This window comes from Pseudomonas sp. NPDC096950 (assembly GCF_044762525.1).
In the GTDB taxonomy this organism is placed as follows: Bacteria; Pseudomonadota; Gammaproteobacteria; order Pseudomonadales; family Pseudomonadaceae; genus Aquipseudomonas.
This window is the reverse complement of record NZ_JBIWEL010000001.1, coordinates 655,448-681,451: the sequence shown is the minus strand read 5'-3', so window position 1 is coordinate 681,451 and position 26,004 is coordinate 655,448. Positions and strand designations below refer to the sequence as shown.

At 58.9% G+C, this 26,004-nt stretch carries 35 protein-coding genes; 34 read left to right on the top strand and 1 reads right to left on the bottom strand.

The features are described from left to right. Window positions 1-23 precede the first annotated feature (23 nt). From ACIQY3_RS03370 to ACIQY3_RS03245, 26 genes are all read left to right on the top strand, one after another. Complete coding sequence (locus tag ACIQY3_RS03370) at window positions 24-518, top strand: structural protein (protein WP_403017237.1); 495 nt, start codon at window positions 24-26, stop codon at window positions 516-518. Beyond that, entirely contained in the window at window positions 515-733 is a 219-nt protein-coding gene (locus tag ACIQY3_RS03365; RefSeq protein WP_403017234.1) for a hypothetical protein, read from the top strand. Before ACIQY3_RS03370 ends, ACIQY3_RS03365 begins: the two co-directional genes overlap by 4 nt. Window positions 734-892: 159 nt before the next feature. After that, a complete protein-coding gene (locus tag ACIQY3_RS03360) occupies window positions 893-1,531 on the top strand; it encodes a lysis protein (protein WP_403017231.1) in 639 nt (212 codons plus the stop codon). 6 nt (window positions 1,532-1,537) lie between these two features. After that, window positions 1,538-1,759 (top strand): TraR/DksA C4-type zinc finger protein, encoded by a 222-nt coding sequence (locus tag ACIQY3_RS03355; RefSeq protein WP_403017229.1) that lies wholly within the window; start codon window positions 1,538-1,540, stop codon window positions 1,757-1,759. Further along, window positions 1,756-2,061: a DUF2730 domain-containing protein gene (locus tag ACIQY3_RS03350; RefSeq protein WP_403017227.1), complete on the top strand. Its 306-nt coding sequence runs from the start codon at window positions 1,756-1,758 to the stop codon at window positions 2,059-2,061. Before ACIQY3_RS03355 ends, ACIQY3_RS03350 begins: the two co-directional genes overlap by 4 nt. Then, the gene (locus ACIQY3_RS03345; RefSeq protein WP_403017225.1) at window positions 2,058-2,351 is read left to right on the top strand and encodes an ArsR family transcriptional regulator; all 294 of its coding nucleotides are present in this window, start codon (window positions 2,058-2,060) and stop codon (window positions 2,349-2,351) included. The genes ACIQY3_RS03350 and ACIQY3_RS03345 overlap by 4 nt, the downstream gene beginning before the upstream one ends. Before the next feature lie 2 nt (window positions 2,352-2,353). After that, window positions 2,354-2,905, top strand: a complete 552-nt coding sequence (locus tag ACIQY3_RS03340; protein WP_403017223.1) for a phage protein Gp27 family protein — start codon at window positions 2,354-2,356, stop codon at window positions 2,903-2,905. Further along, entirely contained in the window at window positions 2,902-4,506 is a 1,605-nt protein-coding gene (locus ACIQY3_RS03335; RefSeq protein WP_403017221.1) for a hypothetical protein, read from the top strand. Before ACIQY3_RS03340 ends, ACIQY3_RS03335 begins: the two co-directional genes overlap by 4 nt. After that, the gene (locus tag ACIQY3_RS03330) at window positions 4,503-5,996 is read left to right on the top strand and encodes a DUF935 family protein (protein ID WP_403017219.1); all 1,494 of its coding nucleotides are present in this window, start codon (window positions 4,503-4,505) and stop codon (window positions 5,994-5,996) included. The genes ACIQY3_RS03335 and ACIQY3_RS03330 overlap by 4 nt, the downstream gene beginning before the upstream one ends. Then, window positions 5,996-6,826: a phage minor head protein gene (locus ACIQY3_RS03325; RefSeq protein WP_403017217.1), complete on the top strand. Its 831-nt coding sequence runs from the start codon at window positions 5,996-5,998 to the stop codon at window positions 6,824-6,826. The genes ACIQY3_RS03330 and ACIQY3_RS03325 overlap by 1 nt, the downstream gene beginning before the upstream one ends. 10 nt (window positions 6,827-6,836) lie before the next feature. Beyond that, the gene (locus tag ACIQY3_RS03320; RefSeq protein WP_403017215.1) at window positions 6,837-7,313 is read left to right on the top strand and encodes a phage virion morphogenesis protein; all 477 of its coding nucleotides are present in this window, start codon (window positions 6,837-6,839) and stop codon (window positions 7,311-7,313) included. A gap of 202 nt (window positions 7,314-7,515) precedes the next feature. After that, window positions 7,516-8,655: a peptidase gene (locus tag ACIQY3_RS03315; protein ID WP_403017213.1), complete on the top strand. Its 1,140-nt coding sequence runs from the start codon at window positions 7,516-7,518 to the stop codon at window positions 8,653-8,655. Between the two features lie 12 nt (window positions 8,656-8,667). Then, window positions 8,668-9,591 carry a hypothetical protein gene (locus tag ACIQY3_RS03310; RefSeq protein WP_403017211.1) on the top strand — a complete coding sequence of 308 codons (924 nt, stop codon included), beginning with the start codon at window positions 8,668-8,670 and terminating at the stop codon, window positions 9,589-9,591. Between the two features lie 7 nt (window positions 9,592-9,598). Beyond that, window positions 9,599-9,991, top strand: coding sequence for a hypothetical protein (locus tag ACIQY3_RS03305; RefSeq protein ID WP_403017209.1), 393 nt, complete (start codon window positions 9,599-9,601; stop codon window positions 9,989-9,991). Continuing rightward, window positions 9,988-10,320, top strand: a complete 333-nt coding sequence (locus tag ACIQY3_RS03300; protein WP_403017207.1) for a capsid cement protein — start codon at window positions 9,988-9,990, stop codon at window positions 10,318-10,320. Before ACIQY3_RS03305 ends, ACIQY3_RS03300 begins: the two co-directional genes overlap by 4 nt. A gap of 8 nt (window positions 10,321-10,328) precedes the next feature. Beyond that, the gene (locus tag ACIQY3_RS03295; RefSeq protein ID WP_403017205.1) at window positions 10,329-10,760 is read left to right on the top strand and encodes a gp436 family protein; all 432 of its coding nucleotides are present in this window, start codon (window positions 10,329-10,331) and stop codon (window positions 10,758-10,760) included. Next, window positions 10,760-11,248: a Gp37 family protein gene (locus tag ACIQY3_RS03290; protein WP_403017203.1), complete on the top strand. Its 489-nt coding sequence runs from the start codon at window positions 10,760-10,762 to the stop codon at window positions 11,246-11,248. Before ACIQY3_RS03295 ends, ACIQY3_RS03290 begins: the two co-directional genes overlap by 1 nt. Next, complete coding sequence (locus ACIQY3_RS03285) at window positions 11,245-11,478, top strand: hypothetical protein (protein WP_403017200.1); 234 nt, start codon at window positions 11,245-11,247, stop codon at window positions 11,476-11,478. The genes ACIQY3_RS03290 and ACIQY3_RS03285 overlap by 4 nt, the downstream gene beginning before the upstream one ends. A 6-nt stretch (window positions 11,479-11,484) precedes the next feature. Continuing rightward, the gene (locus tag ACIQY3_RS03280) at window positions 11,485-12,909 is read left to right on the top strand and encodes a phage tail sheath subtilisin-like domain-containing protein (protein ID WP_403017197.1); all 1,425 of its coding nucleotides are present in this window, start codon (window positions 11,485-11,487) and stop codon (window positions 12,907-12,909) included. After that, window positions 12,910-13,434, top strand: coding sequence for a phage major tail tube protein (locus ACIQY3_RS03275; protein WP_403017195.1), 525 nt, complete (start codon window positions 12,910-12,912; stop codon window positions 13,432-13,434). Between the two features lie 192 nt (window positions 13,435-13,626). Further along, window positions 13,627-13,941 carry a phage tail assembly protein gene (locus tag ACIQY3_RS03270; protein ID WP_403017193.1) on the top strand — a complete coding sequence of 105 codons (315 nt, stop codon included), beginning with the start codon at window positions 13,627-13,629 and terminating at the stop codon, window positions 13,939-13,941. A gap of 181 nt (window positions 13,942-14,122) precedes the next feature. After that, the gene (locus ACIQY3_RS03265; protein ID WP_403017191.1) at window positions 14,123-16,858 is read left to right on the top strand and encodes a phage tail tape measure protein; all 2,736 of its coding nucleotides are present in this window, start codon (window positions 14,123-14,125) and stop codon (window positions 16,856-16,858) included. Continuing rightward, window positions 16,858-17,739, top strand: a complete 882-nt coding sequence (locus ACIQY3_RS03260) for a phage tail protein (RefSeq protein ID WP_403017189.1) — start codon at window positions 16,858-16,860, stop codon at window positions 17,737-17,739. Before ACIQY3_RS03265 ends, ACIQY3_RS03260 begins: the two co-directional genes overlap by 1 nt. Then, on the top strand, window positions 17,739-17,945 hold the full coding sequence (locus ACIQY3_RS03255) for a tail protein X (protein WP_403017187.1): 207 nt from the start codon (window positions 17,739-17,741) through the stop codon (window positions 17,943-17,945). Before ACIQY3_RS03260 ends, ACIQY3_RS03255 begins: the two co-directional genes overlap by 1 nt. Then, window positions 17,933-19,042: a phage late control D family protein gene (locus ACIQY3_RS03250; RefSeq protein WP_403017185.1), complete on the top strand. Its 1,110-nt coding sequence runs from the start codon at window positions 17,933-17,935 to the stop codon at window positions 19,040-19,042. Before ACIQY3_RS03255 ends, ACIQY3_RS03250 begins: the two co-directional genes overlap by 13 nt. 16 nt (window positions 19,043-19,058) lie before the next feature. Further along, window positions 19,059-19,610, top strand: a complete 552-nt coding sequence (locus tag ACIQY3_RS03245) for a phage baseplate assembly protein V (RefSeq protein ID WP_403017183.1) — start codon at window positions 19,059-19,061, stop codon at window positions 19,608-19,610. Here ACIQY3_RS03245 and ACIQY3_RS03240 read toward each other — a convergent pair. After that, window positions 19,607-19,918, bottom strand: coding sequence for a hypothetical protein (locus ACIQY3_RS03240; protein WP_403017181.1), 312 nt, complete (start codon window positions 19,916-19,918; stop codon window positions 19,607-19,609). The genes ACIQY3_RS03245 and ACIQY3_RS03240 overlap by 4 nt on opposite strands. Window positions 19,919-19,992: 74 nt before the next feature. Between ACIQY3_RS03240 and ACIQY3_RS03235 the strand changes: the two genes are divergently transcribed. The 8 genes from ACIQY3_RS03235 to ACIQY3_RS03200 all read left to right on the top strand — a co-directional run bounded on the left by ACIQY3_RS03235 (window position 19,993) and on the right by ACIQY3_RS03200 (window position 25,966). Then, a complete protein-coding gene (locus ACIQY3_RS03235) occupies window positions 19,993-20,370 on the top strand; it encodes a GPW/gp25 family protein (RefSeq protein ID WP_403017179.1) in 378 nt (125 codons plus the stop codon). Continuing rightward, on the top strand, window positions 20,354-21,475 hold the full coding sequence (locus ACIQY3_RS03230) for a baseplate J/gp47 family protein (RefSeq protein ID WP_403017177.1): 1,122 nt from the start codon (window positions 20,354-20,356) through the stop codon (window positions 21,473-21,475). Before ACIQY3_RS03235 ends, ACIQY3_RS03230 begins: the two co-directional genes overlap by 17 nt. Next, window positions 21,468-22,049 carry a phage tail protein gene (locus ACIQY3_RS03225; protein WP_403017175.1) on the top strand — a complete coding sequence of 194 codons (582 nt, stop codon included), beginning with the start codon at window positions 21,468-21,470 and terminating at the stop codon, window positions 22,047-22,049. Before ACIQY3_RS03230 ends, ACIQY3_RS03225 begins: the two co-directional genes overlap by 8 nt. Continuing rightward, the gene (locus ACIQY3_RS03220; RefSeq protein ID WP_403017173.1) at window positions 22,049-22,807 is read left to right on the top strand and encodes a hypothetical protein; all 759 of its coding nucleotides are present in this window, start codon (window positions 22,049-22,051) and stop codon (window positions 22,805-22,807) included. Before ACIQY3_RS03225 ends, ACIQY3_RS03220 begins: the two co-directional genes overlap by 1 nt. 2 nt (window positions 22,808-22,809) lie before the next feature. Then, complete coding sequence (locus tag ACIQY3_RS03215) at window positions 22,810-23,265, top strand: tail fiber assembly protein (protein ID WP_403017171.1); 456 nt, start codon at window positions 22,810-22,812, stop codon at window positions 23,263-23,265. 128 nt (window positions 23,266-23,393) lie between these two features. Further along, window positions 23,394-24,476, top strand: coding sequence for a bifunctional transcriptional activator/DNA repair enzyme AdaA (locus ACIQY3_RS03210; RefSeq protein WP_403017169.1), 1,083 nt, complete (start codon window positions 23,394-23,396; stop codon window positions 24,474-24,476). A gap of 24 nt (window positions 24,477-24,500) precedes the next feature. Then, window positions 24,501-25,304, top strand: a complete 804-nt coding sequence (locus tag ACIQY3_RS03205; RefSeq protein WP_403017167.1) for an isocitrate lyase/phosphoenolpyruvate mutase family protein — start codon at window positions 24,501-24,503, stop codon at window positions 25,302-25,304. Between the two features lie 5 nt (window positions 25,305-25,309). Then, the gene (locus ACIQY3_RS03200) at window positions 25,310-25,966 is read left to right on the top strand and encodes a DNA-3-methyladenine glycosylase family protein (protein WP_403017165.1); all 657 of its coding nucleotides are present in this window, start codon (window positions 25,310-25,312) and stop codon (window positions 25,964-25,966) included. Window positions 25,967-26,004: the final 38 nt, after the last annotated feature.

Sequence of the window (26,004 nt, the reverse complement as noted above, 5' to 3'; positions counted from 1 at the left end):
GGCGCCATTACAGGAGGCGTCCCATGCGACCCGAAACCCCTCGCGGTATCCGCAACTTCAATCCCGGCAACATTCGTCATGCCAAAGGTGTGCGCTGGCAAGGTATGGCTGCTGCGCAGTCCGATACCAACTTCGTCCAGTTCAATGGTCCGCGCTGGGGCATTCGGGCTATTGCTCGTGTACTGATCACCTACCAGGACAAGCGTCTGGCCGCTGATGGCAGCCGGATCGACAGCGTGCGCGAAATCATTGAGCGCTGGGCCCCGGCCTCCGAAAACGATACTAAGGCCTACACCCTGCAAGTCGCCCGCGCCATGGGGCTCGACCCAGACTTTGCAGGCGTCGACGTGTATCAATACGACGCCATGCGCGCCCTGGTGCTGGCGATCATTCGTCACGAAAACGGCTCGGGTCCATTGCCAGGCGGTCAGTGGTACGGCGAATCGGTGATCGCGGACGGGCTGGCCCTAGCTGGCATCGAGCGTGGCGTGCAGCACGGTGCGGGAGTTCCCGCATGAAACTGATCTGCGATTGGCGGTGCTGCTACAAACTCTACAGCGTCCAACTCGGCGTGCTGATCGCCTTGTTTGGCTTCGCTCAACTTGAGCTGCTGCCGTTGTGGCAGGCACAGCTTTCGCCAAGGGCCTACGCCGCGTTTAACAGTGGTTTGGGCTTGCTGCTGTTCGTCGCTCGCCTGATCAAACAAGGTCCTGATCAGGAGATTCAGCCATGAAATTGAACCTATTTGGTCGAACCTTCGGCGCACTGATGGCGGGCTTGATTGGGGCTTGGCGCTGGACCATCCCGAGTACGGCCGCTGGCACGTGGATCAGATCCAGCGTCATGCCTCCTAGTACCCATGGCAAAACCGGCATCGCTGCAGCAAAGCGTCGTGCGCGTAAATCCCGTAACCGTGCGAGGCATCAACATGGACGTGCTTGATCGGTTGCCGTCAGGGCTGACAACCGTCGCCCTGGCCTGCGTGCTCAGTGCCTCGGCGGTCGGTTCAATCGCGTATGGCTTCGGCTTTCGGTATGCCCAGGCCTTGGGCGACTCCGAGCTGCAGTCACTCAAAACCACTCACGCGGAACAGGCGCTCGCCACCGAGACCGCCAACCGCGTGCAGTTGCTGCAGCAAGTCACCCGTGCCACCGAAACCGAGGCCTTGCTGTATGCCACGGTCGCCCGCTTCACAGAAGAAAAACGCCAGCTCCAGGAGCGCATTCCCCATGTCACGACCCAATACATTGCCGCGCCTGGCGCTGCTGCTGTGCCTATCCCTCGTTGCGTATTCACTGCTGGCTGGTTGCGCGACTACAACGCCGCCCTCGGTGTGCCCGCCTCAGGATCAGGCACCGCTACCACCACTTCTGAAAAAGCGACCTGGCCCGCCGCCGGCACTGACGCCGAGCTACTGGAAAGCGGCGTCACTGCCGCCGACATTCTTGCCCACGCCCAGGACTACGGCGTGTGGGCCCGATCCAACCTGGCCCAACTCAATGCCCTGCTTGATCTCAACGAAAAGGACTGACGCCCTATGGATGTAGCTGAAGACGCTACAGAAGAAGACGACATCGATGAGGCCGTACTTCGCGTTCGACGCAGCGGCTTGCAGAGGCGCTCGGGTCGCTCGGCCTACCGCTGCGAGGAATGCGGTGACGCCATTCCCGAAGATCGTCGCCAGGCGGAGCCTGGTACCGAACATTGTTTTGATTGCATAGACGCCTTGGAACACTTGGCCACTCGGGGGTTTGAATGAACTTGAACGAACTCAACTTCGGCTTCCAGACAGTGCAGTGGCTGGTCCTGACGGTACTCGGCATCTACACCTGGATGACCAAACGCGACGCCGCAAGTGCCCAGGAATTGCTGGAACTGCGCACCCGCATCGTCGCCATTGAAGAGCACGTTCGCCATCTTCCAGACCAGACGGCCGTGACCGATCTGCTGGGGGATATGAAAGCCGTACGTGCCGAACTGTCGGGGGTCAAGGATGCGCTTGGCCCTTTAGCCCGTTCGCTGGATCGGATCAATGATTACTTGTTGCGAGAAAAAGCATGAGCCAATACGCCGACTTTATCCGCCAGGACGTTCGCCTGGTGATCCTGCGCCTGCTGGTCGAGATGACGGCCTATCGCGCCAACAGCTCAGTTCTGACCATGGCACTGGATAGTTACGGTCACACCCTCAGCCGTGACCAGGTGAAAACCGAAATGCATTGGCTGGCCGAGCAAGGCGCGTTGACTGTTGCCGAGGTTGGTCCGGTGCTGGTGGCCACGCTCAATGAGCGCGGCCAGGACATTGCTGCAGGGCGCGCTCGCGTCCACGGCATCAAGCGGCCGGGGGCGTAACCATGGCGGGCAAGTCATCCATTAATCGCCTGCCGCCGATGGTCAAGGCGTACATCCAGAGGCTGCTGCGCGAAGATCGCATGACGCTGGATGACATGCTCGCCGATATCCAGGCGCGCTTCCCCAACGAGAAAGCCCCCAGTCGAAGCGCGCTCGGTCGTTTCAAAATGGGCTTTGATCTGCTGACCGAGAAGGCCCGCCAGCATCGTGAACAGGCAGAAGCCTTTGTTGGCGCTTTCGGTGAGGACGCCACCGACAAGACTGGCGCCTTACTCGTTGAGGCCATCTCGACCCTGGCATATCAGGCTGCCATGGGTGCCCACGAAAAGGATGATGTCACGACCAAGGAAGTGGCCGAGCTGGCGCGTGCTGCCAAGAACACCATGCAGGCTCGTACGTTGAGCATGAAAGAGCGTCAGGCCGCCGAACAAGCAGGCCGTGAACGGCTGCTTCGGGAGCAGTCAGCGGAGCTGGACAGTGCCGTCAAGGCCAAAGGTATGACGGAAGAACAGGCCATGTTCTGGCGTAAGCAGTTCCTGGGCGTGAAGCAATGAAACCGTCATCCAGCACGCTGCGTGTCGTCGAGTGGGACGAGCTACCGCCGAGCGTCCGGGAAATTCCTGAGGGCTACAACCCGCTCGACGAAGGAATTCTGATGGCCCACCAGTCGCAATGGTTGAGCATCGACGCGCAGATTAAACTCTGTGAGAAAGGCCGCCGTACCGGCATAACCTTCGCAGAGGCATTGGATTCGGTCATTACCGCCGCCTCGCAAAAAGTCGCAGGCGGCATGGACTGTTTCTACATCGGCGATACCAAGGAAAAAGGTCTGGAGTTCATTGGCTACTGCGCCAAGTTCAGCCGGGTGATGGCTGAGGCGCAGGCTTCGGGTGTCAGCGAGATCGAGGAGTTTCTCTTCGACGACCAGGACGAAGCGGGCAACACCCGGCAGATCAATGCCTACCGTATCCGCTACGCATCGGGCTTCAAGATCGTCGCGTTGTCCAGTAACCCGGCCGGCGTGCGTGGCTTGCAGGGTAAGGTCATTATCGATGAGGCCGCGTTTCACCGAGACGTGTCGGCTGTACTCGATGCCGCAACTGCCTTGCTGATCTGGGGCGGACGTATCGTCATCATCAGCACCCACAATGGCAAGGGTAACCCCTTCAACCAGATGGTCAACGACATCCGGGACCAGCGCTACGGCGACAGTGCCCAGGTCTATCGCGCCACCTTTGACGACGCCGTGGCCAATGGATTGTTCGAGCGTGTGTGCTTCATGAGCGGCAAGGTTGCAACCGCCGAAGACAAGGAAGCCTGGTACAAGAAAATCCGTAACGCCTATGGCCCACGCAAGGCGCAAATGCGCGAGGAGCTGGATGCGGTCCCCCGTGACGGCAACGGCGTGTGCATTCCAGGTGTATGGATTGAGGACGCCATGCGCCCAGATCGGACAGTGCTACGTCTGGCACTGGACGATGATTTTACCCTGCAGTCACTTGCCCGCCGTGAAGCGTATGTCGATGACTGGATCGAGCGTTACCTCGCGCCGCTGTTGCTGCAGCTGACGCCCGAGCTGCGGCACTACCTGGGCATGGACTACGCCCGCCACCGGGACTTCTCGATCATCTGTCCCATGTCTGTCGACCAGGCGCGGCACCGTGATGTGCCCTTCGTGGTGGAGATGCACAAGGTGCCGACCCGTCAACAGCAGCAGATCCTGTTCTACATCCTGCGCCGTCTGCCACGTTTTGTTGGTGCTGCGTTGGACGCCACCGGCAACGGCGAGACCTTGGCCGAAGACACTGCAGATGAGTTTGGTCGTGATCGCATTCAGCAGGTCAAACTCAGCCGAGCCTGGTACGGCGCCTGGATGCCGAAGTTCATTCAACTCTTTGAAGACGGCACGATCACTCTGCCCAGGGACGACTCGCTGCAACAGGACGTGCGCTCCATCGAAACGGTGGACGGCATTCCAATGGTCATGAAGGCCCGCTCACAAGATCTCAAAGATCCTGAATTGCATCGCCACGGAGACTTCGCGGGGGCCGGTATGTTGGCTAACTTCGCGACCCTGGAGATGGTGTCAGGTCCGGTCTCCGTTAAATCCCGCCGCCCACGTCAGGGCGCCCGCATGACTCAGGGGTACGCATGAAAAGTAAAGGTGTGTGGGTTACCCCCACCGAGTTCGTCAGCTTCGCCGAGCCGAAGCGCGACAAGGGGTTAACCGACCATATTGCCAGCCGAGCCCGTAGCTTCGATGCACAGGCGCTGGGTATGTACCTCCCGAACCCCGACCCAATCCTCAAAGCCCAGGGCAAGGACATCACGGTCTATCGTGACCTGCGCAGCTCTGCTCTGGTCGGTGGCAACATCCGTCGCCGCAAGTCGTCGGTGCTCGCCCTGGAGCGGGATTTGAAGCGCGGCGATTCGCCTGTTCGGGTTGAGCGTTTTATTCGTGATTGGCTGACCGACCTTGATCTTGATCGAATCATTCGCGAGATGCTGGATGCGCCGTTATTTGGGTTTCAGCCCATCGAACTGATGTGGCGTCCAGTTGGGCTGAACCTTGTTCCTGAGGATCTGCTGGGCAAGCCTGCTGAGTGGTTCCTGTATGACCAGGACAACAACCTGCGCTTTCGTGCCCGCGATGCGGGGTTGACCGGTGAGCTGTGCAATCCGCAACGCTTTGTCGTGGCCCGCCAGGACGCGACCTATAACAACCCGTATGGCTTCGCTGATCTGTCGATGTGCTTCTGGCCAGTGATCTTCATGAAGGGCGGGCTGAAGTTCTGGGTCCAGTTCACCGAGAAGTACGGTTCGCCCTGGGTGATTGGCAAGCACCCACGCGGTGCCACTTCAGGTGAAACCGATCTGCTGCTCGACAGCCTGGAGGCGATGGTCCAGGACGCTGTAGCCGCGATCCCAAATGACTCCAGCGTCGAGATTGTTGAGGCCGCTGGCAAGGCCGGTAGCGCCGAGGTCTACCGCGAACTGCTGGTCTACTGCCGCAGTGAGATCAACGTCGGCCTGCTGGGACAGAACCAAACCACCGAGGCCAGCAGCAACAAGGCGAGCGCGACGGCAGGTTTGGAAGTCGTCCGCGAGATCCGTGATGGTGACAAGGGCATTGTTGCCGCGACCATGAACGCGATCATTCGTCGGATCGTCGATCTGAACTTTGGCGAAAACGTCGCGGCCCCAGTGTACGAGCTGTGGGAACAGGAAGAGATCGACAAGACTCAGGCCGACCGCGACAAATCGCTGGCCGAATCGGGCGTGAAGTTCACGTCGCAGTACTGGATGCGCACCTACAACCTCAAGGAAGGCGACTTGGATGAGACTCTGCCACCAGCGTCCTCGGAGTTTGCCGAGTCGACTCTGAAACCCATCCTCGACCAGGTGGCGCTCGACCAGGTCATCAACAGTCTGCCCGCCGAACTGCTCCAGGATCAGAGCGAGCAGATCATTGCCCCAGTGATCGAGGCGCTGTTGCGCGCACGCACCGATACCGAAGCCCTCGGCCTGTTGGCCGAAGCCTTCCCGCAGATGGATGACCAGGCGCTTCAGGAAAATCTCACGCGTCTGTTGTTCGTGGCCAACGTCTGGGGCCGCTTGAATGCCAGCGCGGATCGGGAAGACTGATGGCGACCACCACGAAAGCCCCGAGCCCGGCTGACCTCAAAGCCATCTTCGGCCTTGAGCCGGAAAACGCCATGGCCTACTTGAAATCCAAAGGCTATGCGATCACCTGGAACTGGCAGGAAATGCTCGACCAGGCGCATGACCAATCTTTCACCGTGGCCAAGGCCATGCGCCTTGACCTGCTGTCGGACATTCGCGGCGCTCTGGAAACCGCGCTACAGGATGGCCAAACCCTCAAGCAATTCATCACCGCTTTGCAGCCCACCCTGGAGTCCCAGGGCTGGTGGGGGCAACAGGTCATTGTCGACAGTGAAGGCGTCGGTGAACTGGTCCAGTTGGGCAGTCCGCGCCGCCTCAAGACGATCTACCAAACCAACCTGCAGAGCGCCTACATGGCCGGTCGCAAGGCCAGCATGGAGGAAACCACCGATACCCATCCGTACTGGATGTACATCGCCATCCTGGATGGCAAGACTCGGCCGAGTCACCGGGCGCTGCACGGGCAGGTGTTCCGTCATGATGACCCCATCTGGTCGGCGATCTTCCCGCCCAACGGATTCAACTGTCGCTGCCGTGTGGTCGCCTTGAGCGAAGCCGCAGTGAAACGCCGGGGTTTGAAGGTCGTGTCGAGCGAGGGGCGTATGTTCACCGAGACCGTGGAAACCGGCACCGACAAGCGTACCGGAGAGATCAGAACCGCGACGGTCACTGGGCTCCGTACAACCGACGCGGCAGGCAAAGCCGTAACATTCCGCACTGATCCTGGCTTCAACCATGCACCAGGTACTGGCCTTGCCGACATGCTCAAACGCAAACAGGCGGCCGCTTAGGAGGTTTCAAATGTTCACCGTCGAATTGGACCATCAACGTTTGCAGACCGCCCTGCGTAAGGTTGAGTGGGCCGTGGGTGATCTCGCGCCACTGATGCGCGGTATTGCTGCTGAGCTGGGCAGCCAGACTGAAGAGAACTTCGAAAACGAAGGTCGCCCCGATTGGGCCGATCTGTCCGATGTCACCACCACCCGCCGTGAAAAAAACGGTAACTGGCCTGGCCAGATGCTGCAGGTCAGTGCGGCTGGTCTGGCTGCCTCAATCACCACTCACGCGACCGATAGCTCAGCCCTGGTCGGTAGCAACAAACCCTACGCTGCGATGATGCAGTTCGGTGGTGACAAATCGGACTTTCCACATCTGTGGGGCGACATTCCAGGTCGCCCATACTTGCCGATGAACGCCGAGGGCGAGCTGCAGCCCGAGACTGAAGACGCCATCCTGGAACTGGCCATGCATCACCTGGAAAAAGCCGCTCGCCTGTAAGCCCCTTAGAAGCGCCTGAGCGCGTATGTGGCTGTGGTTCATCGAACCTTACGGGTCAAGATCGTTGTAAAAGCTTTATAAAGCCTTGCCGCCTTACTCCAACCACACCACGCGGGTGCTCGTTACACCTCGACCGCAACAAGCCCTGCGCAACACTCTTTAAACTCGATTAAAAGTCCTAGGCCTTCCATTGGCCCAGGCTGTGCGTATCACCTTCAACCGAAGCGCACAGCCCATGAAGCCACTCCACATTTTCAAGCCTGGTACGCACGTCGCCATGAACGGCGTCAGTATCACTTTCGGCGAGTCTGATCTGGCCGCGACAGTGCGTGCCTATGACCCGGCGCTGCACGAAGCCCCTCTGGTCATTGGCCACCCAAAACACGACGCGCCGGCCGCTGGCTGGGTCAAAACCCTGTCGGCAGCCGCACAGGGTCTGATGGCCGAAACGCAACAGGTCGATGTGGCGTTCGCGGAACAGGTGGCAAACGGCAGCTACAAGAAAATCTCCGCTTCGTTCTATCACCCCGACGCCGCGAACAATCCCGTACCGGGTGTGTATTACCTGCGCCATGTCGGCTTCCTCGGTGCGCAACCTCCCTCGGTGAAAGGTCTGCGGCCTATCGAGCTGGCAGAAGATGAGGAAGGCGTCATCGAGTTTGGCGACTTCGGCGACAGCATCACGGCCGGCGTCTTCCGTCGCTTACGTGAATGGCTCATTGGTCAGTTCGGCCAGGAAGCGGCTGACCAGGTCGTACCAGGTTGGGACGTGGACAACCTGGCCGCAGAGGCACTCCGCGAAGATGCCCGCCCCTCATTCGCCGAACCCACCCAACCCCGCAAAACCATCCCCGAGGAAAAGACCGTGACCCCAACGGAACAGGCCGCCCTGACGGCGGAAAACAAGCGACTCCAAACCGCGCTGGATACACACCTGGCTCAGCAGCGAAAGGATCAGACCGATCAACGCCATACCAAGAATCTGGCGTTCGCTGAAGAACTGGTCGGTGCGGGCAAGCTGTTGCCTAAACACACTGCCGCGCTAATTGCTGCCCTGGACTTCGCCGAAGCCGGCGATGAACCGCTGGAGTTCGGCGAAGGCAAAGAGCGCAAGCCGGTGATCGAGGGCCTCAAGGCGATCTTCGACGACCTGCCCGCACAGATCGACTTTGCCGAGCAAGCGAGCAAAGTCCGTCAAGGCGACAGCAATGTCAGCGTTGATCTGGAGTTCGCCGAGAAGAACACCGACCCGGATCGCCTGAGCTTGCATAACCGAGCAAGTGCTTTGGCAGCGGACAAAAACATTCCCTACGAGTCGGCTGTTCGCCAGCTCATCAAGTAACTAGGAGTCATCATGGCTGACCGTTTGAGCAAACTGCGGATCGTTGACCCGGTCCTCACCAATCTGGCGCGGGGCTATCGCAATGCCCAGTACATCGGCGAGGGGTTGTTTCCCATCGCACTGATGGACAAGGAAGCTGGCGTCATCCCGCTGTTCGGTAAAGAGGCTTTCGAGCTTTACGATACCGAGCGGGCCATCCGTGCCCAGTCCAACATCATGACGCCAGATGATGTCGACGGTCTGGATGTAGTGCTGCGCGAACATGACATCGCCTATCCCGTCGATTACCGCGAGCAGAACGAGTCCATGTTCGACGCTGAATCTCGGGCGTCTAAGCGCGTGGTCAATGTCATCGATCTGCGCCGTGAGGTGACCTGCGCCAAGCTCGCACAGAATCCGAGCACCTTTGCGGTAGGCGCCAAAGTCACTCTGGCCGGCTCCAGCCAATGGAGCAACGGCGGCGGTGACCCCATCGGTGTGGTGGAAAACGGCAAGGAAGTGATCCGTAGCCGTATTGGCATTCGCCCCAACACCATGACCATGGGTGCCTCGGTATACCAGTCGTTGAAGTTTCACCCCAAGCTGTGGGCTGCCCTCGGTGCCGATGAGCGCAAGCTGATTACCGTCGAGCACCTCAAGGCGTTGTTCGGTATCGAGAACATCCTGATTGGCGAAGCCCTTTCTGGTGCCTCCAACACCTCCGATATCTGGGGCGACAACCTCACCCTGGCCTATGTCGCCAAGCCAGCGGGTGGTTCACAAGCGGATTACGAAGAGCCGAGCTTCGGTTACACGCTGCGTCGTAAGGGTATGCCTGAAATCGATACCTTCGACACGGCTGGCGGCAAGGTTCGCTACGTGCGCAACACCGACATCTATAAGCCTGTGGTCGTGGGGTCGGACGCCGGCTACCTGATCTCCGACATCAACGGCTGAGGTTTCCATGGCTGCTAAGAAGACAGAGCAAGGTCAGGACAGCACTTCGGAAAAGGCCGCTGGTGCGGCTCAGGGTGATGTCAACCAATCCACTGCAGGTGCACCAGCTACTGCAGCACCTGCGCAGACAGGCCCAGCAGCAACGGGCGAACAGCCTAGCGATCCGGCTGTACCAGCGGCTCCGGCAATCCCCTCACCAAGCGCGCCGGCTGCTGATGCAGCTGCTCTTGGTGATGTCACGGGCACGCCGGAACTGGCTGGCTACCTGGTGACCGACGTGTCGTCCGTGCTGCATAACGACGCCTGGTATCACGAGGGCGACGAAATTTTCTTGAGCAATAAGGAGGCGAATCAGTTGTTGCATCGCCGAATTATCGAACCGTCTCGGAGCGAAAAATGAAGACTCAACAACCTGTTCTTACTACGTCGCTCGTCGCTGTGGTCGATCTGCCTCGCTTCCGCTTTGCAAGCTTTGCAGGGGCATTGTGCGCGGCGGGGGCCAAGTCGCTTGGAACGGTCGCGGCCGACACTGAGGCGGACAGCGTGGCACCGATTAATGTCCTGGGCATCTGCCTGATTACCAGCGGCGCCGCATTGGCTGCTGGTGACCAGGTGGAATCGGACGCCTCTGGCCGTGCGGTGAAACTCGCAGCTGGAGCCTCCAACGGCATTGCCATGGATGCCGCTACTGCGGCCGGTGACATTATCCGCATCGTTCGGGGCATCTGAGGTCGACCATGCGCTACTGCACTCGCGCCGACGTCGGCAACGCCATCCCTGAGATGACGCTGATTCAGCTCTCCAACGATGATCCTGCTGCGATGGCGCCGAATGAGGGCGTCATCGAGGACAGCGTCCGGCAGGCTGAAGAGCTGGTCGATGGCTATCTTCGTGGTCGCTACGACTTGCCACTCGATCCGGTTCCAACTGTCTTGCGCGATGCCGTGGTGTACCTGGCGCGGCACTGGCTGTATCAGCGCCGCCCCGAGGGCGCCTTGCCCGATGCAGTGAAGGACAATCGTAAAGACACCATCAAGCTCCTGGAAAGTATCCGCGATGGTGTAGTCACCTTGGGCATGCCCAGCGGTCAAGCAACACCAGAACCGGGCGAGATTCGGACTCGCGCCCGTCGTCAGCAGTTTGGTGGCGATCTATGGGAGCGCTATTAATGAGCACAGCCCAGCCCAAAACCCAAACAGAGCAGCTACTCGATGCGATGCGTGTCCGACTGCAGGAACAGTTCGGGCAGTCGTTGATGGTCGAGCTGTTCCCCGAGAACCCAGCGGGTTACCGCCTCAACCACCCACGTGGGGCGATCTTGCTGGCTTACGGCAAATCGACCTTCGGCGGATCTGAAGCTGGCGACGCGATGTTCCAGGCACGCAACGTCGTTATCCGATTGACCCTGGTGTTTCGCCAGCTCAATGGCAAGGACGGTGTGATCAGTTTCCTTGACCAGATACGCACTTGCCTGACGGGCTGGTTTGCGCCGCATTGCGATCAGGCGTGTCGCCCCGTTGCCGAGCAGTTCATCGGACAGATTACCGGGCTTTGGCAGTACGGTCAGGACTTCTCCGTGCGTGCCACTCAAGTACAGGCCCCGTACCCAGCAGGGCCGGCGCTCCCACCCAACCTTCAATATGAAGAACCACTATGAACCTTACCCGCTACACCTACACCGGGCCGCCAAGCGCGGCTTCCCTGCGGGTAGGCGATACCCGCGAATTGCTTGAAGTGCAACTGCTCCCTGGAAAGGTCGTCGAGCTGCCGGCCGATCACGAGTACACCCAGGTGTTGTTGGAACTCAAGCACCTGGTGCTGCTGCCGTCTGCAGAGAAATCTGCTGGCAAGAAAACAGTCGCATCCAAGACAACTGAACAGGAGTGACGCTCGATGTCAGCTAACTATTTGCACGGCATTGAAACCACCGAGGTCGAGCGCGGCCCTCGGGCCATTCGGGTGGTCAAGTCGGCGGTGATCGCCCTGATCGGCACGGCGCCCATCGGTCCGGTCAATGAACTGACCCTGTCCTTGAACGATAAGGACGCGGCTCAGTTCGGTTCACACCTGACTGGCTTCAGCATTCCTGAAGCGCTGGAGGGCATCTATGACTTCGGCGCCGGTACGGTGCTGGTGATCAACGTGCTCGATCCGGCGGTTCACCGCACCAGTGTGGTCGACCAGGTGAAACAGTTCGGGGATAACGACCTGCTGCAGCTGGAGCACGGTGCGTTGCAACTGCTGCAACTGAAGTCCGCGGATGCGGTAACCACGTATGTGCTCGACGTTGACTACACGGTGACCCTGCTCACCGGCCGGGTGAAGCGTCTGGCGACAGGAGCCATTCCTGCCAATGCCCAGGTAAAAGCCAGCTACACCCACGCCGACCCGAGCAAGGTCACGCCTGCCGATATCATCGGGGCTGTCACTATCGCCGGCCGTCGCACCGGCCTGAAGGCGTTCCAGGACAGCTACAACCTGATGGGCTTTTTCGCGAAGATTTTCATTGCGCCAGGCTTCAGCACTTTGAATTCGGTGAGCGTTGACTTGATCGCTGCCGCTGGCCAGGTCGGTGCGGTCACTTACATTGACGCTCCTATCGGCACCACGGTGCAGCAGGTGATCGCTGGGCGAGGCCCGGCAGGTGCCATCAACTTCAACTCCAGCAGCGACCGTGTCCGCCTGTGTTATCCGCACGTGAAAGTGTATGACGCCGTCACTGACGGCGAGCGCCTGCAGCCGCTGTCAATCCGCGCCGCTGGCTTGCGGGCCAAAATCGACAACGACAAAGGCTACTGGTGGAGCAGCTCCAACCAGGAGCTGGTGGGCGTAATCGGTCTGGAGCGACCTTTGACCGCACGCGTGGACGACGCGAGCAGCGAGGTCAACCTGCTCAATGAAAACGGCATCACCACGGTGTTCAACTCGTTCGGCACCGGCCTGCGTCTGTGGGGCAACCGCACTGCTGCCTGGCCGACCGTGACGCACATGCGTAACTTCGAAAACGTGCGGCGCACCAAGGACGTGATAGACGAGTCGATTCGCTACAGCTCGCTGCAGTTCGTTGACCAGCCGATCACCAGCTCGCTGATCACCAGCATCACGGAAAGCGTCAACCTGTTCATGCGCAAGCTGATCGGCGACGGCGCACTGATCGGTGGCGAGTGCTGGTATGACCCTGCACGCAACCCACAGACCGAGCTGGAACTGGGCCATGCCCTGTTCAACTACAAGCTGACGGTGCCGCTGCCATTTGAGCGCGGAACCTTTGAAACTGAAATTACCGGGGAATACCTGGTCAACCTGGGAGCCGCATAAATGGCAGGTTTTAGCGCACACCGCGTTTCGAACGCAGCCATCTATCTTGATGGCGCAAGTTTCTTCGGCCGCGCCGAAGAGATCGATCTGGGCTCGATCAAGACTGTGACCAGCGACTTTCAGGGGCTGGGCATGGTTGGTCTGATCGAGCTGCCTGACGGGATCGACAAGCTGGAAGGCAAGATCACCTGGAACAGCATGTACTACGACGCCGCAGTCAAACTGGTCACGCCATTCAAGAGCGTCCAGTTGCAGTGCCGTTCCAACGTCCAGGTTTTCAACAACGGCGGCCTGATCGACGAGATCGCGCTGGTCACGATGATGACCATCACCGGCAAGGAGTTTCAGCTGGGCAGTCACAAGCCGCGAGACCCGACCAAGTACGAGACGCCATTTTCGGCGACGTACGTCCGACAAGTACTCGATGGTCGGGAGGTGGTTCTGTTGGATTACCTGGCCAACATCTTCCGTGTGGGTGGCGAAGATCAGTTGGCCAAGTACCGGCAGAACATCGGGCAGGCGTGATTTAGCCAGGTAAATGTTGATGCATGACCAGGACTACTCCAACGGATTGGAGTCGCCAGGACGGCAACCCGAAGCCCCGCCATCGTGCGGGGCTTCTCTTTAAACTCGATTAAAAGTCAGCGCCACGACCAGGTGCGATGCTCAGGGCTCGTTCATAGCAGTCGATCAGACCGACAACCTGGAGCAACAAAGATGGCCGAAGCAATCAGCTTTACCCTCAAATTTCCTTTCCAAAGTGCCAGCGGCGAGACGATCTCGAAGCTGCCTATCAAGCGTCTCAAACGCAAGGACATCAGCGCCGCGCAGGCCGTCGTCAAAGACGAAGCCGGTTTGGAAGACATGCTTGTTTCGAAGATGCTGGGCATCACGCTGGAGGACCTCGGTGAATTCGATATCGCTGACTCTAAGTCAGCCACCGAGGTGTTCCGGGAAATGGCCAACGGAAGAGACCTTGCTGCAGTCCTGGGACGAGGCGCTGTTGTTGGTGCTGAGGATGCAGCCGTCTGAGACTGCCCGACTGGACATGGTGGACTACTGGCGTTGGGTCGAGACATGTAGGCGCGAGATCAATCGCCGGATCGAACAGATGAACAAATAATAGCGCCCCCGCCATGTTACTCCCTCGCAATGTCGTGTCGCCCTCTTGCAGGGCGATGCACCTACCATCCTATCTATAGCTGGGCACTCCATGGCCAATGAAGTTCTTGTTGGGTTAAAGATCGGCGGCGCTGTTTCCAGCAGTTTGAGCGCCGCGTTTGGCTCGGCAAAGTCAACGGTCCAACAACTGGGCCGAGCCACCGACGGGTTAACAGCCAAGCAAAAACTCATCGGTACTGAACTGTCAGCCTCGCTGGCGCGCGGTGGTAATGGGGTCGAGCATCTACGTAGGCAATACGACCAGGTCGGTCGTAGTATTGAACAGCTCAAAATCAAGCAGGAACGCCTCAACACCAGCATCGCTCGTGGCGAAACGCTAAAAAACAAGCGTGGCGAGCTGCGTGGCCAAGCCATGGAGACGGCGGGTACAGCCGCAGTTATCGGTGCGCCAGTTGTTCAGTCGCTGCGTACAGCCATCGACTTCAAAGATCAGACCAATGACATCGCGATAACTGGCGGCTTTGATGCTGGCGAAGAAGCTCGGCTCAGCGAGGTAATGCGGGGCTCGGCTCTGAAATGGAATCAGACCCAAACCGACGTGGCCAAAGGCACTGCGGTGCTTATAGCGGGCGGGATCTCCAGTGCCCAGGAGTTGGCTGCCTATGCTCCCGTGATGGCCAAAACAGCTACGGCTACTCGTGCCAGCATGGACGATTTAGGGTCGGTGGCCATCGCACTGAATGACAACCTCGGTATCGGTGCGGCGGGACTTGAACGTTCAATGAACATGCTGGCCTTTGCGGGCAAAAAAGGTCAGTTCGAATTGGCGGATATGGCCAAATGGCTGCCGCAGCTCACACCGCAGTTTGCCGCACTGGGTATCACTGGGGAGCGCGCAGTGGCCGAGATTGGCGCTTCGTTGCAAATCGCTCGCCGGGGTGCTGGCAGCAACGATGAAGCGGCCAACAACTTTAAAAACTTCCTGTCAAAACTCACCGCCGCAGATACCCTCAAGTCCTTTGCAGGTGCAGGTATAGACTTGACGACCTCAATGAAGAACTTTGTTGGGGATGGGCTTACTCCTGTTCAGGCCATGTTGAAGGTCATTACTCAATACGTCGGAACTAAGGGGCCAGAAGCTGCCGGCAAATTTCAAAACGCCATGACTATTAAAGACGACGAAGAGCGCCAGATCGCCCTTAATCGTTTGAATGAGGCCTACAAACTAGGTGAGTTATTCGCCGACCAGCAAGTACTGTCATTTATCCGTCCGGCAATGGCAAATCAACAAGACCTTACGAGTATCCAGCAAGGCAGTGTTGATGCTGCCGACAAAGGCGGGCTCGATGTCGACTTCAAAAAGCGAATGGAGAGTCCTAAAGAGCAGCTAAAAGCGCTGACAATTGGACTTGCCGATGCCGGAATCACGCTGGGTAATATCATGCTTCCAGCGTTGCTGGACATTACCAACGCAGCCGTTCCACTCATTCGCTCATTTGCTACCTGGACGGAACAGAACGCAGGGCTAGTCAGTGGTGTGATCAAAGCGGTTGCTGGAGTCGCTGCACTCAAACTGGGCTTTATCGCATTGCAGTATGGCGTCAACCTCGGTGCTTCCGCCCTCAACGGTGTAGGCACCACCATGTCGGTGCTGTCGGGCAAGACCACTTTGCTCAAGAGTGCTCTGATCTCCACTCGACTTGCGCCCTTCACCTCCGGTGTCACGGCACTCACTGCCGTGCTTCCCGGATTGTCGGGTGCCATGGCTTTTTTGAATGCGGTGATGATTGCCAATCCGATTGGGCTGATTGTTGGGGCGATTGTCCTCGGGGCTGTCTTGATCGCTGCAGTGGGGTTAGCGATCTACAAAAACTGGGAGCCCCTCAAGGCCTGGATGATCGGTTTTTTCACCGGTTTAAAGGATGGACTCAAACCCATCGGCGATGCCTTCTCAACGGCCTTTGCTCCACTGGGGCCGCTGTTCGCGAAACTGGGAACGTACATTGGCCCGGTGATCAATTGGTTTCGCGAGCTGTTCAGCCCCGTTCAGGTCACAGGTGATGCCCTGGGCAAGGCGACTTGGTCAGGGATAGAGTTCGGTCGGGCTGTTGGCACCGCCTTATCTGGGTTGATGGCCCCGGCGCGCTGGCTCCTGGAGGGAATCAGCGAGATCCCGAAAGCGTTTGAAGGTGGGCTTGTAGGGGTGGCGAGTTTGATCGTCAACTTTTCCCCAGTCGGCCTTTTCTACAGGGCCTTTGCCGGAGTGATGAGTTACTTCGGAATTGAGCTGCCGGGTAAGTTCACCGAGTTCGGCGGCATGATCATTGATGGTTTGGTCAATGGCATTCGCAATGCTCTGGGCGCGGCCCAAGAAGCCGTGGTCGGTGTCGGGACTTCGGTCAAAGGCTGGTTTACCGAGACGCTCGGCATCCAGTCTCCAAGCCGGGTGTTCATGGGCTACGGCGCCAATATCAGTGAAGGTGCCGCCATCGGTATCAGTGCGCAGTCTGACCTGGTGCGAAAAGCGGCACTCGGCATGGCCGAACAATCGGGCGTCGACCTCGCGCCGCCGAACCCGGCTGATGTCTCCAGGGCCAGCACGATGGGGAATGCTGGAGGCGCAGCGGCGGGAATGGGCTCAGGTATGGGCGGCGGTGCGAGCTTCACGTTTTCACCGCAGATCACCGTACCTGGTGGAGCCGATACGCAGCAGCAGGTTCAACAAGGGCTGCAGGCCGGCTATAGCGAGTTCGTGCGGATGATGGATCGCTACATGCACGACCAGCGCCGCCGTAGCTACGGTCCGTCTGATGAGGGGATCGCCTGATGTTTGCCATCCTGGGTGATATTGAATTCACCGTAGCCGGTGGGATCAGCAGCATGGAGCAAAGCGGATCGGCCGACTGGGCAGAGCACGCCCGTATCCAGGGAAAACCTTTGCTGGAATGGATCGGTGAAGGTCTGGATGAGTGCAACCTGACCATCGAACTGCACCCTGTCCTGGGTGACCCCGAGGAGCGGTTAAGGACGCTGCGCCTGGCCAAGAGCAAACATGAGCCTCTGGCCTTTGTCATGGGGAGTGGCGAATACCTGGGCGCCTACGTCATCACCAACCTCTCCAATGCAATCCGTCGCTCGACGGCCATGGGCCAGATCAAGGCGGCCACGGTTCAATTGAGCCTCAAGGAGTACACCGGGGCGTTCACTCGCAAGGTTGCCCGGCCGGGGTTGCTCGATCCAGCCTTGAGCGGAACGTCTGCAGCCACCGCCGATAAGCCCGGACTTATCTCGCGACTGATGCCGTCCCCCAGTACCGTCCAGTCCGTGATTGGTTATGCGAAAACTGCCGGGAATATCTTGAAGTCGGGGCAAAACCTGTATGAGACGGTCAAGAGCGGCAACGCCTCAATGATCCTCGGCCAAGTCCCACAATTGCTGGGTGTTACAGCCAGGGCCATTGCTCCATTGGAAGGACTGAAATCAGTGGCCGGACTGCTTGAAGACGGCTCCGATCTGTCGCGAATGAGCGAGAACGTATTGGGCAGTGTGATGGGTGCTCGGTCAGCCCTCAATCCGGTCGACCTGGGCAACATCGTTGATCGATTCTCCGCGTCCCAAGAGTCGCTTGGTCAAGCGCTTAGCACCATGGACGGCGCCCGGACCCGGTTGGCCGGCCTGGCGGCACAAGTCCTTACGAGGAAGTCCTGATGTTTATCACGCATGTCACAACGGATGGTGAGCGTTGGGATCAGTTGGCCTGGCAGTACTACGGCGATGCTCATCGGTATTTGCCGATCGTTGAGGCCAACACCCATGTGCCAATTACTGCTGCCTTGCCAGCGGGGTTGACGCTGGCCATTCCCATTCTTGCGCCCGTTGCCACCACTGAGGATCTACCACCATGGATGCGATGATCCCCAAACAGGTGCCGCAAGCACGCTTCTTGCTGGCCTATCAGCAGAGCAACATCACCCGGAACGTCAGTAAGCATCTGATCTCTTTGTCCTACACCGACTATCTCACTGGCCAGGCTGACAGTCTGGAGGTCGAGCTGGAGGACACAGAGGGTAAATGGCGCGATGCCTGGTATCCGGGGCATGGCGACAGCTTGACCCTGTCGATTGGCTGGGAAGGCGAACCGCTGCGCACCCTTGGCCGGTTTGAGATCGATGAGGTTGAGCTGAATTGCCCGCCCTCGACCATCACCATTCATGGCCTGGCTACCGGAATAAAAGCGGCATTGCGCACCACCGAACACCACGCCTATGAAAGCACCACGCTGGATGCCGTGGCCAATCAGATCGCGGCCCGTCAGGGGCTGGAGCTGATCGGCAGTATTGAGCCGATCAAGCTCGACCGGCTGACGCAGCAGGAGTCCGATCTGACCTTCCTGCGCAACCTGGCAGCCGAATATGACTATGCCTTCAAGGTGGCCGGCAACCGTATGGTCTTTCATGCCATCAGTGAGCTGGCCAAGGGCGCCCCGGTGGCAACGCTGGTACTCCAGGACTTAAGCAGTGTGAACTTGCGCGATCAGATCAAGAGCATCCCTCAAGCCATCGAGGTGAAGCACAAAGAGCCCGCGAAGAAGCAACTGATTGCCTACAAAGTCGTAAATGGTGAAACCGTCGCGGTGCCGAGCAGCATAAGCAAGGCGACCACCAGCGGTGACACCAAGAAGAGCCGCAAGCGCAGTGCCTCGGCCGAAGAGTCCAAGGCGAAAGCCAAAGCCGAACTGGCCAAGGCCAACCGCGAACGCACTACCGGCCGTTGGAGCGCGATGGGACGGCCCAACCTGCTCAGCGGCAACGTGGTGACCTTGGTTGCGGCCGGTATGCTCGGCGGTAATTACCTGATCACCTCTTCACAACACCGGATGACTCGCAGCGGTTACACCGTAGAAAAGTCAGTCTGCCGCATTTCAGCGCCCTCGATCACAATGACTCAAGAGAGCCTCAAGCCGGACCTGGCGTTAGCAACCTACGGCATTCAGAACGACGCAGTCGCCTGATAATGGAGAACATCTGATGGGGGTTGAACTGGAGTACGGTGAAGTCAGTGCCGTGGATTATCTGACCTGTCGCATCCGGGTGCGCCTGGATGATCGCGATGGGGTTGAGAGCTATTGGCTCAACGTGCCGCAGCGCAACACTCAAGGCACGCAGCGCCGGCCTTTGATGCCTGAACTGAACGAACAGGTCGCGGTGTTGCTGGACTCTGATGGTGTGGGTGGTATTTACCTGGGAGGGATCTACTCATCGGCCGAACCGCCGCCTGTTGTCGATGAGGACACGGACTACGTGCGCTTCAGCGATGGGACTGTCTCAACATACGACCGTGCTGCGGGGGTGATGACGTTGGACTGCGTCGGGGCTTTGCTTTTGAAATGTGGCCGGACCATCACAGTTGAGGCGAGTGAGCCGGTGGTGGTGAAGGCACCTTCAGCCACATTGGATGTGCCGCAGGTCACCTTGAATGGAAACCTGCAGTTGAACGGCAACCTGAAGGTGGATGGCAACGTCGATGCAACGGGAACAATTATGGACGTCGGAGGTAACTCGAACCACCACAATCATTAATCACCAGGTGCATCCTCTATTTCTGCGTTCGCGGCACTGTCCGCGATTTTATTCACTTTTTTCACTATCGCTTCGCATAGCCCTTCCAACTGGGGGTATTCCTTCGCTAGCCAGTCTGTAGAAACGAAAACATGGTTGAGGTAGCTCACCAATGTAATCCCGTCGTACCCGGCGCAAAGCATCACTGCTTGTTCATTACCACCCATGGCTGCCGGGGCATACACAGTGCCGTCATCTCCCAAGCCAGCTGAACGTTGCCAGCGTGGCATCTTCTTTCCCGGAACACTTTCAAGTTCAATCCACCTCATAAATATTCCTCCCTTTGTGGTCTCTTTAAACTCGATTAAAAGCCTAGTGTAGTTGTCATATTCACTATGTGCGCATGACGACGCCCACTCCCTACACCAGGATCACCGCCGCCCACTGGCAGCCCGCCCTCGGAACATCCGGTGAGGTGGTCGAGGGCCTGCGCGATATTGACCAGGCCATCCGCATCATCCTGACCACACCCAAAGGCAGTGACGCCCATCGGCCGGAATTTGGCAGTGACCTTCATCTATATATCGATTGGCCCGTCAACCGTGTGACCCCGCACCTGGTGCGCGAGGCGGTCGACGCCATTCGCCGTTGGGAAACCCGAGTCTCGGTCGTCCAGGTGCTGGTGCTCATTGAAGACTCGCGCATCATTTTGCGTGTGCAGTGGCGTGTTGCGAACGGTGTTGATCAGTTGAGCGAGGTGCCCTATGCGCGAGCTGCCTAAGCCGGTATTTATCCAGATTGATCCGGCTGCCACTGAGGCTGATCTGATTGCGCGGTACGAGTCAAAGGCCAACAAAATTCTTTATCCCGCCCAAGTTGAGCGGCTGTATATCGACCAGATTGCCTACGCGGTGACGCGTCTGCAGATGGGTATTCAAAACGCGGGGGAGCAGCTGCTGGTTCGGTTCGCCAAAGGGCCGATCCTCGACTATCTCGGTGAGCTGGTGGCCACCCCCAGGCTGCTGGCAGTGCCAGCGCGTTGCACTCTTCGGTTCAGCATACCGGCAGCGATACAGCAATCTTTGCTCATTCGGGCCGGAACTCGGGTCAGCACCCAGGACGCTAAGCTCGCTTTTCTCACTGACCAGGACGTCATCATCCCAGCTGGCCAGACCCAAGTCAGCGTGACAGCAACCTGTCTGACCGCTGGTGAGCTTGGCAATGGCTGGGCTGTTGGCCAAATCAGCAGCATTGGCAATCCACCTACATCTGGTCTGACTGCGACCAACACCAGTGTCACTGCCGATGGGGCCGAGGACGAAGAAGACGACCGTTATCGTGAGCGGATCATTCTGGCACCTGAAGCCTTCAGCAATGCCGGTAGCCGTGGGGCATATCGCTATCACGCCCTGGCTGTGCATCAGTCGATTATTGATGTTGCCGTTCATGGACCGGACGAAGGGCAACCGGACGGCCATGTTGCGCTGTTTCCTCTGACTGATACGGGCTTACCGTCGGCGGACCTGCTGCAACGGGTAAAGAACCAGGTCAGTGGCGAAAAATTACGTCCGCTGTGCGACACCGTTCATGCTTACGCGCCAACCGAGGTGAGCTACGTGATCAAGGCGCGCATCACCTTTTACGACACGGCAGACCGTGCGGCCGCGATGAAGGCCGCAAAAGCGGCGGCCGAGGCCTATGCCCTTGAGCGACGGGCGGGACTCGGTCGGGATCTTGTCCAGGAACAACTGACTGCGCTGCTGCAGGTAAATGGCGTGTATCGGGCGGATCTTGAGTTGCCAAACACCCTGCGCGAGCTGATAGGAAGTGAATGGGCGAACTGCACCTCGATACAACTTGAAGATGCCGGTGTGGCTTATGGCTGAGCAGCAGCTACCACCAGCTCTAGCAGGAGACGAGCGTTTTGCAACGCTTTGTGAGCTGCTCAACGAAACATTGGATGGTCTCGATATCAACTCCATGTTGGTGTACCTGGTCGATCTGGTAAAGCCACAACTGCTGCCGATCCTGGCCGATCAGTTCTCCCTTCTTGATGAGGCAGCGTGGCTACTTGCTGAGTCCGAAGACGCCCGGCGCAACCTGATCAAGAGCGCAGCTGAGTTACACCGCTACAAGGGGACACCCTGGGCAATACGTGAAGTCATTCGCCTGCTGGGCTTCGGCGAAGTGACGCTCCAAGAGGGACTGAACAATCAGGTACGCGACGGTTCCATCAGCAGGGATGGGAATTACGTCCATGGCGATCACGGCGCCTGGCCCCTTTACAGGGTCTTTCTTAAGCGAGTTATTACCAACGACCAAGCTGCGCTTTTGCGCCGCCTCTTACTTTCCGTCGCTCCTGCTCGCTGTCGCCTGGTATCACTGGACTACCAGTCGGTAGCTATCAGGCATAACGGCTTTGCGCGTCGCGACGGCCAATACAACCATGGGAGCAGCTAATGGCCGACCTACCTGAATTAAATGAATGGACAGAAGGCATCTACCAGCTTGAGACCTCCGACCCTGTACTGGGTGGTCCGGACGGTATCGACAACTTGCAAGGTAAACAGCTGGCCAATCGTACTCGCTGGCTCAAGGGCAAAATCGACTCGTTAATTGAAGGGACACTGTCAGTCGCCAAATCCGTAAAGCTCGCGACTGCGCGAACGATATCGATCTCAGGCGCGGCAACGGGCAATGCTTCGTTTGATGGCAGCGCAAACGCCGACATCACAATGACGCTCGCGGACAGCGGCGTAGCCGCAGGTTCATACGCAAAGGTTTCAGTAAACGCGAAAGGCCTGGTCACTGGTGGCGGCGCTTTAGCCATTGCCGATATCCCTGTCGCGACCTCAGCGCAGATGGCCACCGGAACAAGCCTTTCACTCGTTCCCACGGTTCTGGCGGTAATGAGTCTGTTCGCTAAACGCTCATTCGGAAAGAACGACTACATCAGAATTCCGGATGTTCCTGGTGGCCTGATCATCAATTGGGGATCGGCGCTGGTCAACGCGAGTGGTGACATCAACGTCAACTACCCGCTCGGGTATTCAGCCATGGAATTCATCACTCTCGCCGTTTCCGGACAGAATACCGATGCAGCTTACCTTTCGACCGGAGTCGTGTTGGGCGGCTTCACGATGCCTTTCTATAAAACCACCACTGGAGTGAAGTCTGCAGGCGGCTTCAATGCTCAGTGGATTTCAATAGGTCGCTAGTCATGTCAAACAGTCAGGTGTTTTTCTCTGTCTCATCCGGTGGTTTTTATCTCGGCGCCGACCAGGAGTATTACGAGTCTTTGGACAGTTGGCCGAATGACGCCATCAAGCTTACGGAGGAGGAGCAATCGCTGTACTGGAAGCAATCAGCACCTTTCAACAAAGTTCTAGGCTTGATCAATGGGCGACCTGCCTGGGTGGACTTGCCGCCACCTACGACAGAAGAAGTGATCGCGAGAGTCGAAGCACAACGAGATGGCTTGCTGCGCGAAGCAACGCTTCGAATAGATCCACTGCAGGATGCGGTAGATGTTGAGGATGCAACCGCTCAGGACATCGCCATCCTCAAGAAATGGAAACAGTACCGGGTCGCGTTAAATCGTATTCAGGATCAGTCTGGCTATCCAGACGCAATTACATGGCCGGTTGAGCCGGGCGGAACACCAACTTCAACATGAATGGTGGAGCGCCCACGTACTCGACAACCGCCATTTTGAATATTCCATTGCACTGGATGCAAAAAATCTCGAAGCTATTTATCTCACCTCAGCGCGCGATTTTTTCGCGCGCGGCATCAGCTCACCCCATGAACCTACCAAACGCTGTGCTGCCCCCCCACGCCGAGATGGTCCGCGCCATGCTCGAACGAGACACCGCCTACGAGGGGGTGTTCTTCACTGCGGTCAAGACCACCGGGATCTTCTGCCGCCCCAGTTGCACGGCGCGCAAACCCAAGCCCGAGAACGTCGAGTTTTTCGCCCATGCCGACGAGTGCATGTCCGCCGGTTACCGCGCCTGTCTGCGCTGCAAACCGCTGGATGCGGCGGCCATTGCACCGGACTGGGTGCAGCGCTTGCTCACCTTGGTGGACACCGATCCGGAGCAGCGCTGGACCGATACCCAGCTGCAAGCCGAAGGCATCGAGCCGCTGAAATTGCGCCGCTGGTTCAAGCAGCATTTCGGCATGACCTTCCACGCCTGGCTGCGCACCCGGCGCCTGGGCATGGCGTTGGGCGGAATCAAGCAGGGCGAATCCATCGACAACGTGGCGTTCGATTCCGGTTACGAATCCCTGAGCGGTTTCCGCGATGCCTTTCAGAAGTCTTTCCACATCACGCCGGGCCGCGCCGCCAACAGCGAGCCATTGCTGTTCACCCGGCTGACCACGCCGCTGGGGCCGATGATCGCCATGGCCGAACGCCGTGGACTGGTGCTGCTGGAGTTTCTCGATCGCCCGGCACTGACCCGGGAAGTCGAAGAATTGCAGAACCGTTATGGCTACGTCGTGGCGCCTGGACACAACGGCCACTTGAAGCAGATTGAAACCGAACTGGCGCAGTATTTCGCCGGGCAACTGACCGAATTCACGGTGCCGTTGCACCTGCCGGGCAGCGAGTTCGCCCGGCAGGTCTGGGCCGAACTGGCGCAGATTCCCTACGGCCACACCAGCACCTACGGCGCCATCGCCGCGCTGCTGGGCAAACCCGGCGCCAGCCGCGCCGTGGGCCTGGCCAACGGGCATAACCGTTTGGCGATTGTGCTGCCCTGTCACCGGGTGATCGGTGCGGACGGTTCGCTGACCGGCTATGGTGGTGGGCAACCGCGCAAGGCGTTTCTACTCAGGCTGGAAAAGGCTGCGGTGCAGATCACTCAGCAACTGGCATTTTGATCATTTCATAGGGAAGGAAACTCGATGGAAGCGTTCGACCAACAGTTCCACAGGCTGCATCAGGACGGCCTGCTGATCCTCACCAACGTCGCCGATGCCGCCGGGGCGCGGCTGGTGGAACAACTGGGCAGCAAAGCCGTGGCCACCAGCAGTGCGGCGGTGGCCTGGGCGCACGGTTACCCCGATGGCAACGCCCTGCCCCTCGAACGTTTGGTGGCGACGGTGGAGTCCATCGTCCGGGTGATCAATGTGCCGCTGACCGTGGACATCGAGGCCGGTTATTCCGATGACCTGACGCGGGTCGGCGAAGTGATCGACGCGGTGATCGCCGCCGGTGCCGTCGGGATCAATATCGAGGACGGCGCCTCCCCGCCGGAATTGCTGGCGCGCAAGATCGAAGTCGCCCGCCAAGTTGCGGAGCGCCGGGGCGTGAAGTTGTTTATCAACGCGCGCACCGACGTGTACCTCAAGGGCCTGGTGCCCGCTGAAGATCGCGTCGCCGAAACGCTCAGGCGCGCGGCGTTGTATCAAGCCGCCGGGGCTGACGGGTTGTTCGCCGCAGGGGTAACGGCAGAGTACGAAATCGCCGCGATCTGCCGTGGCACGCCATTGCCGGTGAACGTGCTGGGCTGGGCCTCGCTGCCGTCCCCCGACGAACTGAAAACCCTTGGTGTGCGGCGCTTGAGCGCCGGGTCGGGCATTGCTGAATTTCTATATGGCGCCATGGCGACCGTGGCGAAAAGCTTTCTGGAAACCGGCAAGCTCGATACCCACGATCTCAAGGCGCTCACCTACGGCGAAGTAAACTCGCTGCTAAAGAAAACTTGAGTTCCATGCCCGATATCTACCAGCCCGCCAGTGAATTCCTGGCCGCCCTCGATGACGACTGGCGGCGCCACATCACCGCCATCGGTCCGTGCCTGCATCAGCCGCATCCGGCGCGCGATCCGTATGAATCCCTGGTGCGGGCGATTGCCTATCAGCAACTGCATGCCAAGGCTGGGGATGCGATTGTCGGGCGGCTGATTGCGCTGTTTCCTTCGGGCGCGTTCCCGAGGCCGGAGCAGATCCTGGCGACAAGCTTTGAGCAGATGCGCAGTTGCGGGTTTTCCGCCGGCAAGATTGCGACCATCCAGGGGATTGCCCAGGCGACGCTGGACGGAGTGGTTCCGGATTACGTCACGGCGCTGGCGATGGATGACGAAGCGCTGATCGAGCGGCTGATTACCCTGCGCGGGGTTGGGCGCTGGACGGTGGAGATGCTGCTGATCTACAGCCTGGAGCGGCCGGATATCTTGCCGGCGGATGACTTTGGGGTGCGCGAGGGGTATCGGCGGATGAAGGGGCTGGAGGTGCAGCCTACGCGTAAGCAGATGATTGAGATTGGGTTGGGGTGGAGTCCGTTTAGGACGGTGGCGGCCTGGTATTTGTGGCGGGTGCCGAAACCACCCCTCACCCCAACCCTCTCCCCAGAGGGTAGAGGGGGCTGACCGAGGTGCTTTGGCGAGATACTTCGACCTGTAAGTCC

What these genes read in the sequence shown, in the direction of transcription:
- ACIQY3_RS03370 (WP_403017237.1), top strand. Translation starts at nt 24, where the DNA reads ATGCGACCCGAAACCCCTCGCGGTATCCGCAACTTCAATCCCGGCAAC.
- ACIQY3_RS03365 (WP_403017234.1), top strand. Translation starts at nt 515, where the DNA reads ATGAAACTGATCTGCGATTGGCGGTGCTGCTACAAACTCTACAGCGTC.
- ACIQY3_RS03355 (WP_403017229.1), top strand. Translation starts at nt 1,538, where the DNA reads ATGGATGTAGCTGAAGACGCTACAGAAGAAGACGACATCGATGAGGCC.
- ACIQY3_RS03350 (WP_403017227.1), top strand. Translation starts at nt 1,756, where the DNA reads ATGAACTTGAACGAACTCAACTTCGGCTTCCAGACAGTGCAGTGGCTG.
- ACIQY3_RS03345 (WP_403017225.1), top strand. Translation starts at nt 2,058, where the DNA reads ATGAGCCAATACGCCGACTTTATCCGCCAGGACGTTCGCCTGGTGATC.
- ACIQY3_RS03340 (WP_403017223.1), top strand. Translation starts at nt 2,354, where the DNA reads ATGGCGGGCAAGTCATCCATTAATCGCCTGCCGCCGATGGTCAAGGCG.
- ACIQY3_RS03335 (WP_403017221.1), top strand. Translation starts at nt 2,902, where the DNA reads ATGAAACCGTCATCCAGCACGCTGCGTGTCGTCGAGTGGGACGAGCTA.
- ACIQY3_RS03330 (WP_403017219.1), top strand. Translation starts at nt 4,503, where the DNA reads ATGAAAAGTAAAGGTGTGTGGGTTACCCCCACCGAGTTCGTCAGCTTC.
- ACIQY3_RS03325 (WP_403017217.1), top strand. Translation starts at nt 5,996, where the DNA reads ATGGCGACCACCACGAAAGCCCCGAGCCCGGCTGACCTCAAAGCCATC.
- ACIQY3_RS03320 (WP_403017215.1), top strand. Translation starts at nt 6,837, where the DNA reads ATGTTCACCGTCGAATTGGACCATCAACGTTTGCAGACCGCCCTGCGT.
- ACIQY3_RS03310 (WP_403017211.1), top strand. Translation starts at nt 8,668, where the DNA reads ATGGCTGACCGTTTGAGCAAACTGCGGATCGTTGACCCGGTCCTCACC.
- ACIQY3_RS03305 (WP_403017209.1), top strand. Translation starts at nt 9,599, where the DNA reads ATGGCTGCTAAGAAGACAGAGCAAGGTCAGGACAGCACTTCGGAAAAG.
- ACIQY3_RS03300 (WP_403017207.1), top strand. Translation starts at nt 9,988, where the DNA reads ATGAAGACTCAACAACCTGTTCTTACTACGTCGCTCGTCGCTGTGGTC.
- ACIQY3_RS03295 (WP_403017205.1), top strand. Translation starts at nt 10,329, where the DNA reads ATGCGCTACTGCACTCGCGCCGACGTCGGCAACGCCATCCCTGAGATG.
- ACIQY3_RS03290 (WP_403017203.1), top strand. Translation starts at nt 10,760, where the DNA reads ATGAGCACAGCCCAGCCCAAAACCCAAACAGAGCAGCTACTCGATGCG.
- ACIQY3_RS03285 (WP_403017200.1), top strand. Translation starts at nt 11,245, where the DNA reads ATGAACCTTACCCGCTACACCTACACCGGGCCGCCAAGCGCGGCTTCC.
- ACIQY3_RS03280 (WP_403017197.1), top strand. Translation starts at nt 11,485, where the DNA reads ATGTCAGCTAACTATTTGCACGGCATTGAAACCACCGAGGTCGAGCGC.
- ACIQY3_RS03275 (WP_403017195.1), top strand. Translation starts at nt 12,910, where the DNA reads ATGGCAGGTTTTAGCGCACACCGCGTTTCGAACGCAGCCATCTATCTT.
- ACIQY3_RS03270 (WP_403017193.1), top strand. Translation starts at nt 13,627, where the DNA reads ATGGCCGAAGCAATCAGCTTTACCCTCAAATTTCCTTTCCAAAGTGCC.
- ACIQY3_RS03265 (WP_403017191.1), top strand. Translation starts at nt 14,123, where the DNA reads ATGGCCAATGAAGTTCTTGTTGGGTTAAAGATCGGCGGCGCTGTTTCC.
- ACIQY3_RS03260 (WP_403017189.1), top strand. Translation starts at nt 16,858, where the DNA reads ATGTTTGCCATCCTGGGTGATATTGAATTCACCGTAGCCGGTGGGATC.
- ACIQY3_RS03255 (WP_403017187.1), top strand. Translation starts at nt 17,739, where the DNA reads ATGTTTATCACGCATGTCACAACGGATGGTGAGCGTTGGGATCAGTTG.
- ACIQY3_RS03250 (WP_403017185.1), top strand. Translation starts at nt 17,933, where the DNA reads ATGGATGCGATGATCCCCAAACAGGTGCCGCAAGCACGCTTCTTGCTG.
- ACIQY3_RS03245 (WP_403017183.1), top strand. Translation starts at nt 19,059, where the DNA reads ATGGGGGTTGAACTGGAGTACGGTGAAGTCAGTGCCGTGGATTATCTG.
- ACIQY3_RS03240 (WP_403017181.1), bottom strand. Translation starts at nt 19,918, where the DNA reads ATGAGGTGGATTGAACTTGAAAGTGTTCCGGGAAAGAAGATGCCACGC.
- ACIQY3_RS03235 (WP_403017179.1), top strand. Translation starts at nt 19,993, where the DNA reads ATGACGACGCCCACTCCCTACACCAGGATCACCGCCGCCCACTGGCAG.
- ACIQY3_RS03230 (WP_403017177.1), top strand. Translation starts at nt 20,354, where the DNA reads ATGCGCGAGCTGCCTAAGCCGGTATTTATCCAGATTGATCCGGCTGCC.
- ACIQY3_RS03225 (WP_403017175.1), top strand. Translation starts at nt 21,468, where the DNA reads ATGGCTGAGCAGCAGCTACCACCAGCTCTAGCAGGAGACGAGCGTTTT.
- ACIQY3_RS03220 (WP_403017173.1), top strand. Translation starts at nt 22,049, where the DNA reads ATGGCCGACCTACCTGAATTAAATGAATGGACAGAAGGCATCTACCAG.
- ACIQY3_RS03215 (WP_403017171.1), top strand. Translation starts at nt 22,810, where the DNA reads ATGTCAAACAGTCAGGTGTTTTTCTCTGTCTCATCCGGTGGTTTTTAT.
- ACIQY3_RS03210 (WP_403017169.1), top strand. Translation starts at nt 23,394, where the DNA reads ATGAACCTACCAAACGCTGTGCTGCCCCCCCACGCCGAGATGGTCCGC.
- ACIQY3_RS03205 (WP_403017167.1), top strand. Translation starts at nt 24,501, where the DNA reads ATGGAAGCGTTCGACCAACAGTTCCACAGGCTGCATCAGGACGGCCTG.
- ACIQY3_RS03200 (WP_403017165.1), top strand. Translation starts at nt 25,310, where the DNA reads ATGCCCGATATCTACCAGCCCGCCAGTGAATTCCTGGCCGCCCTCGAT.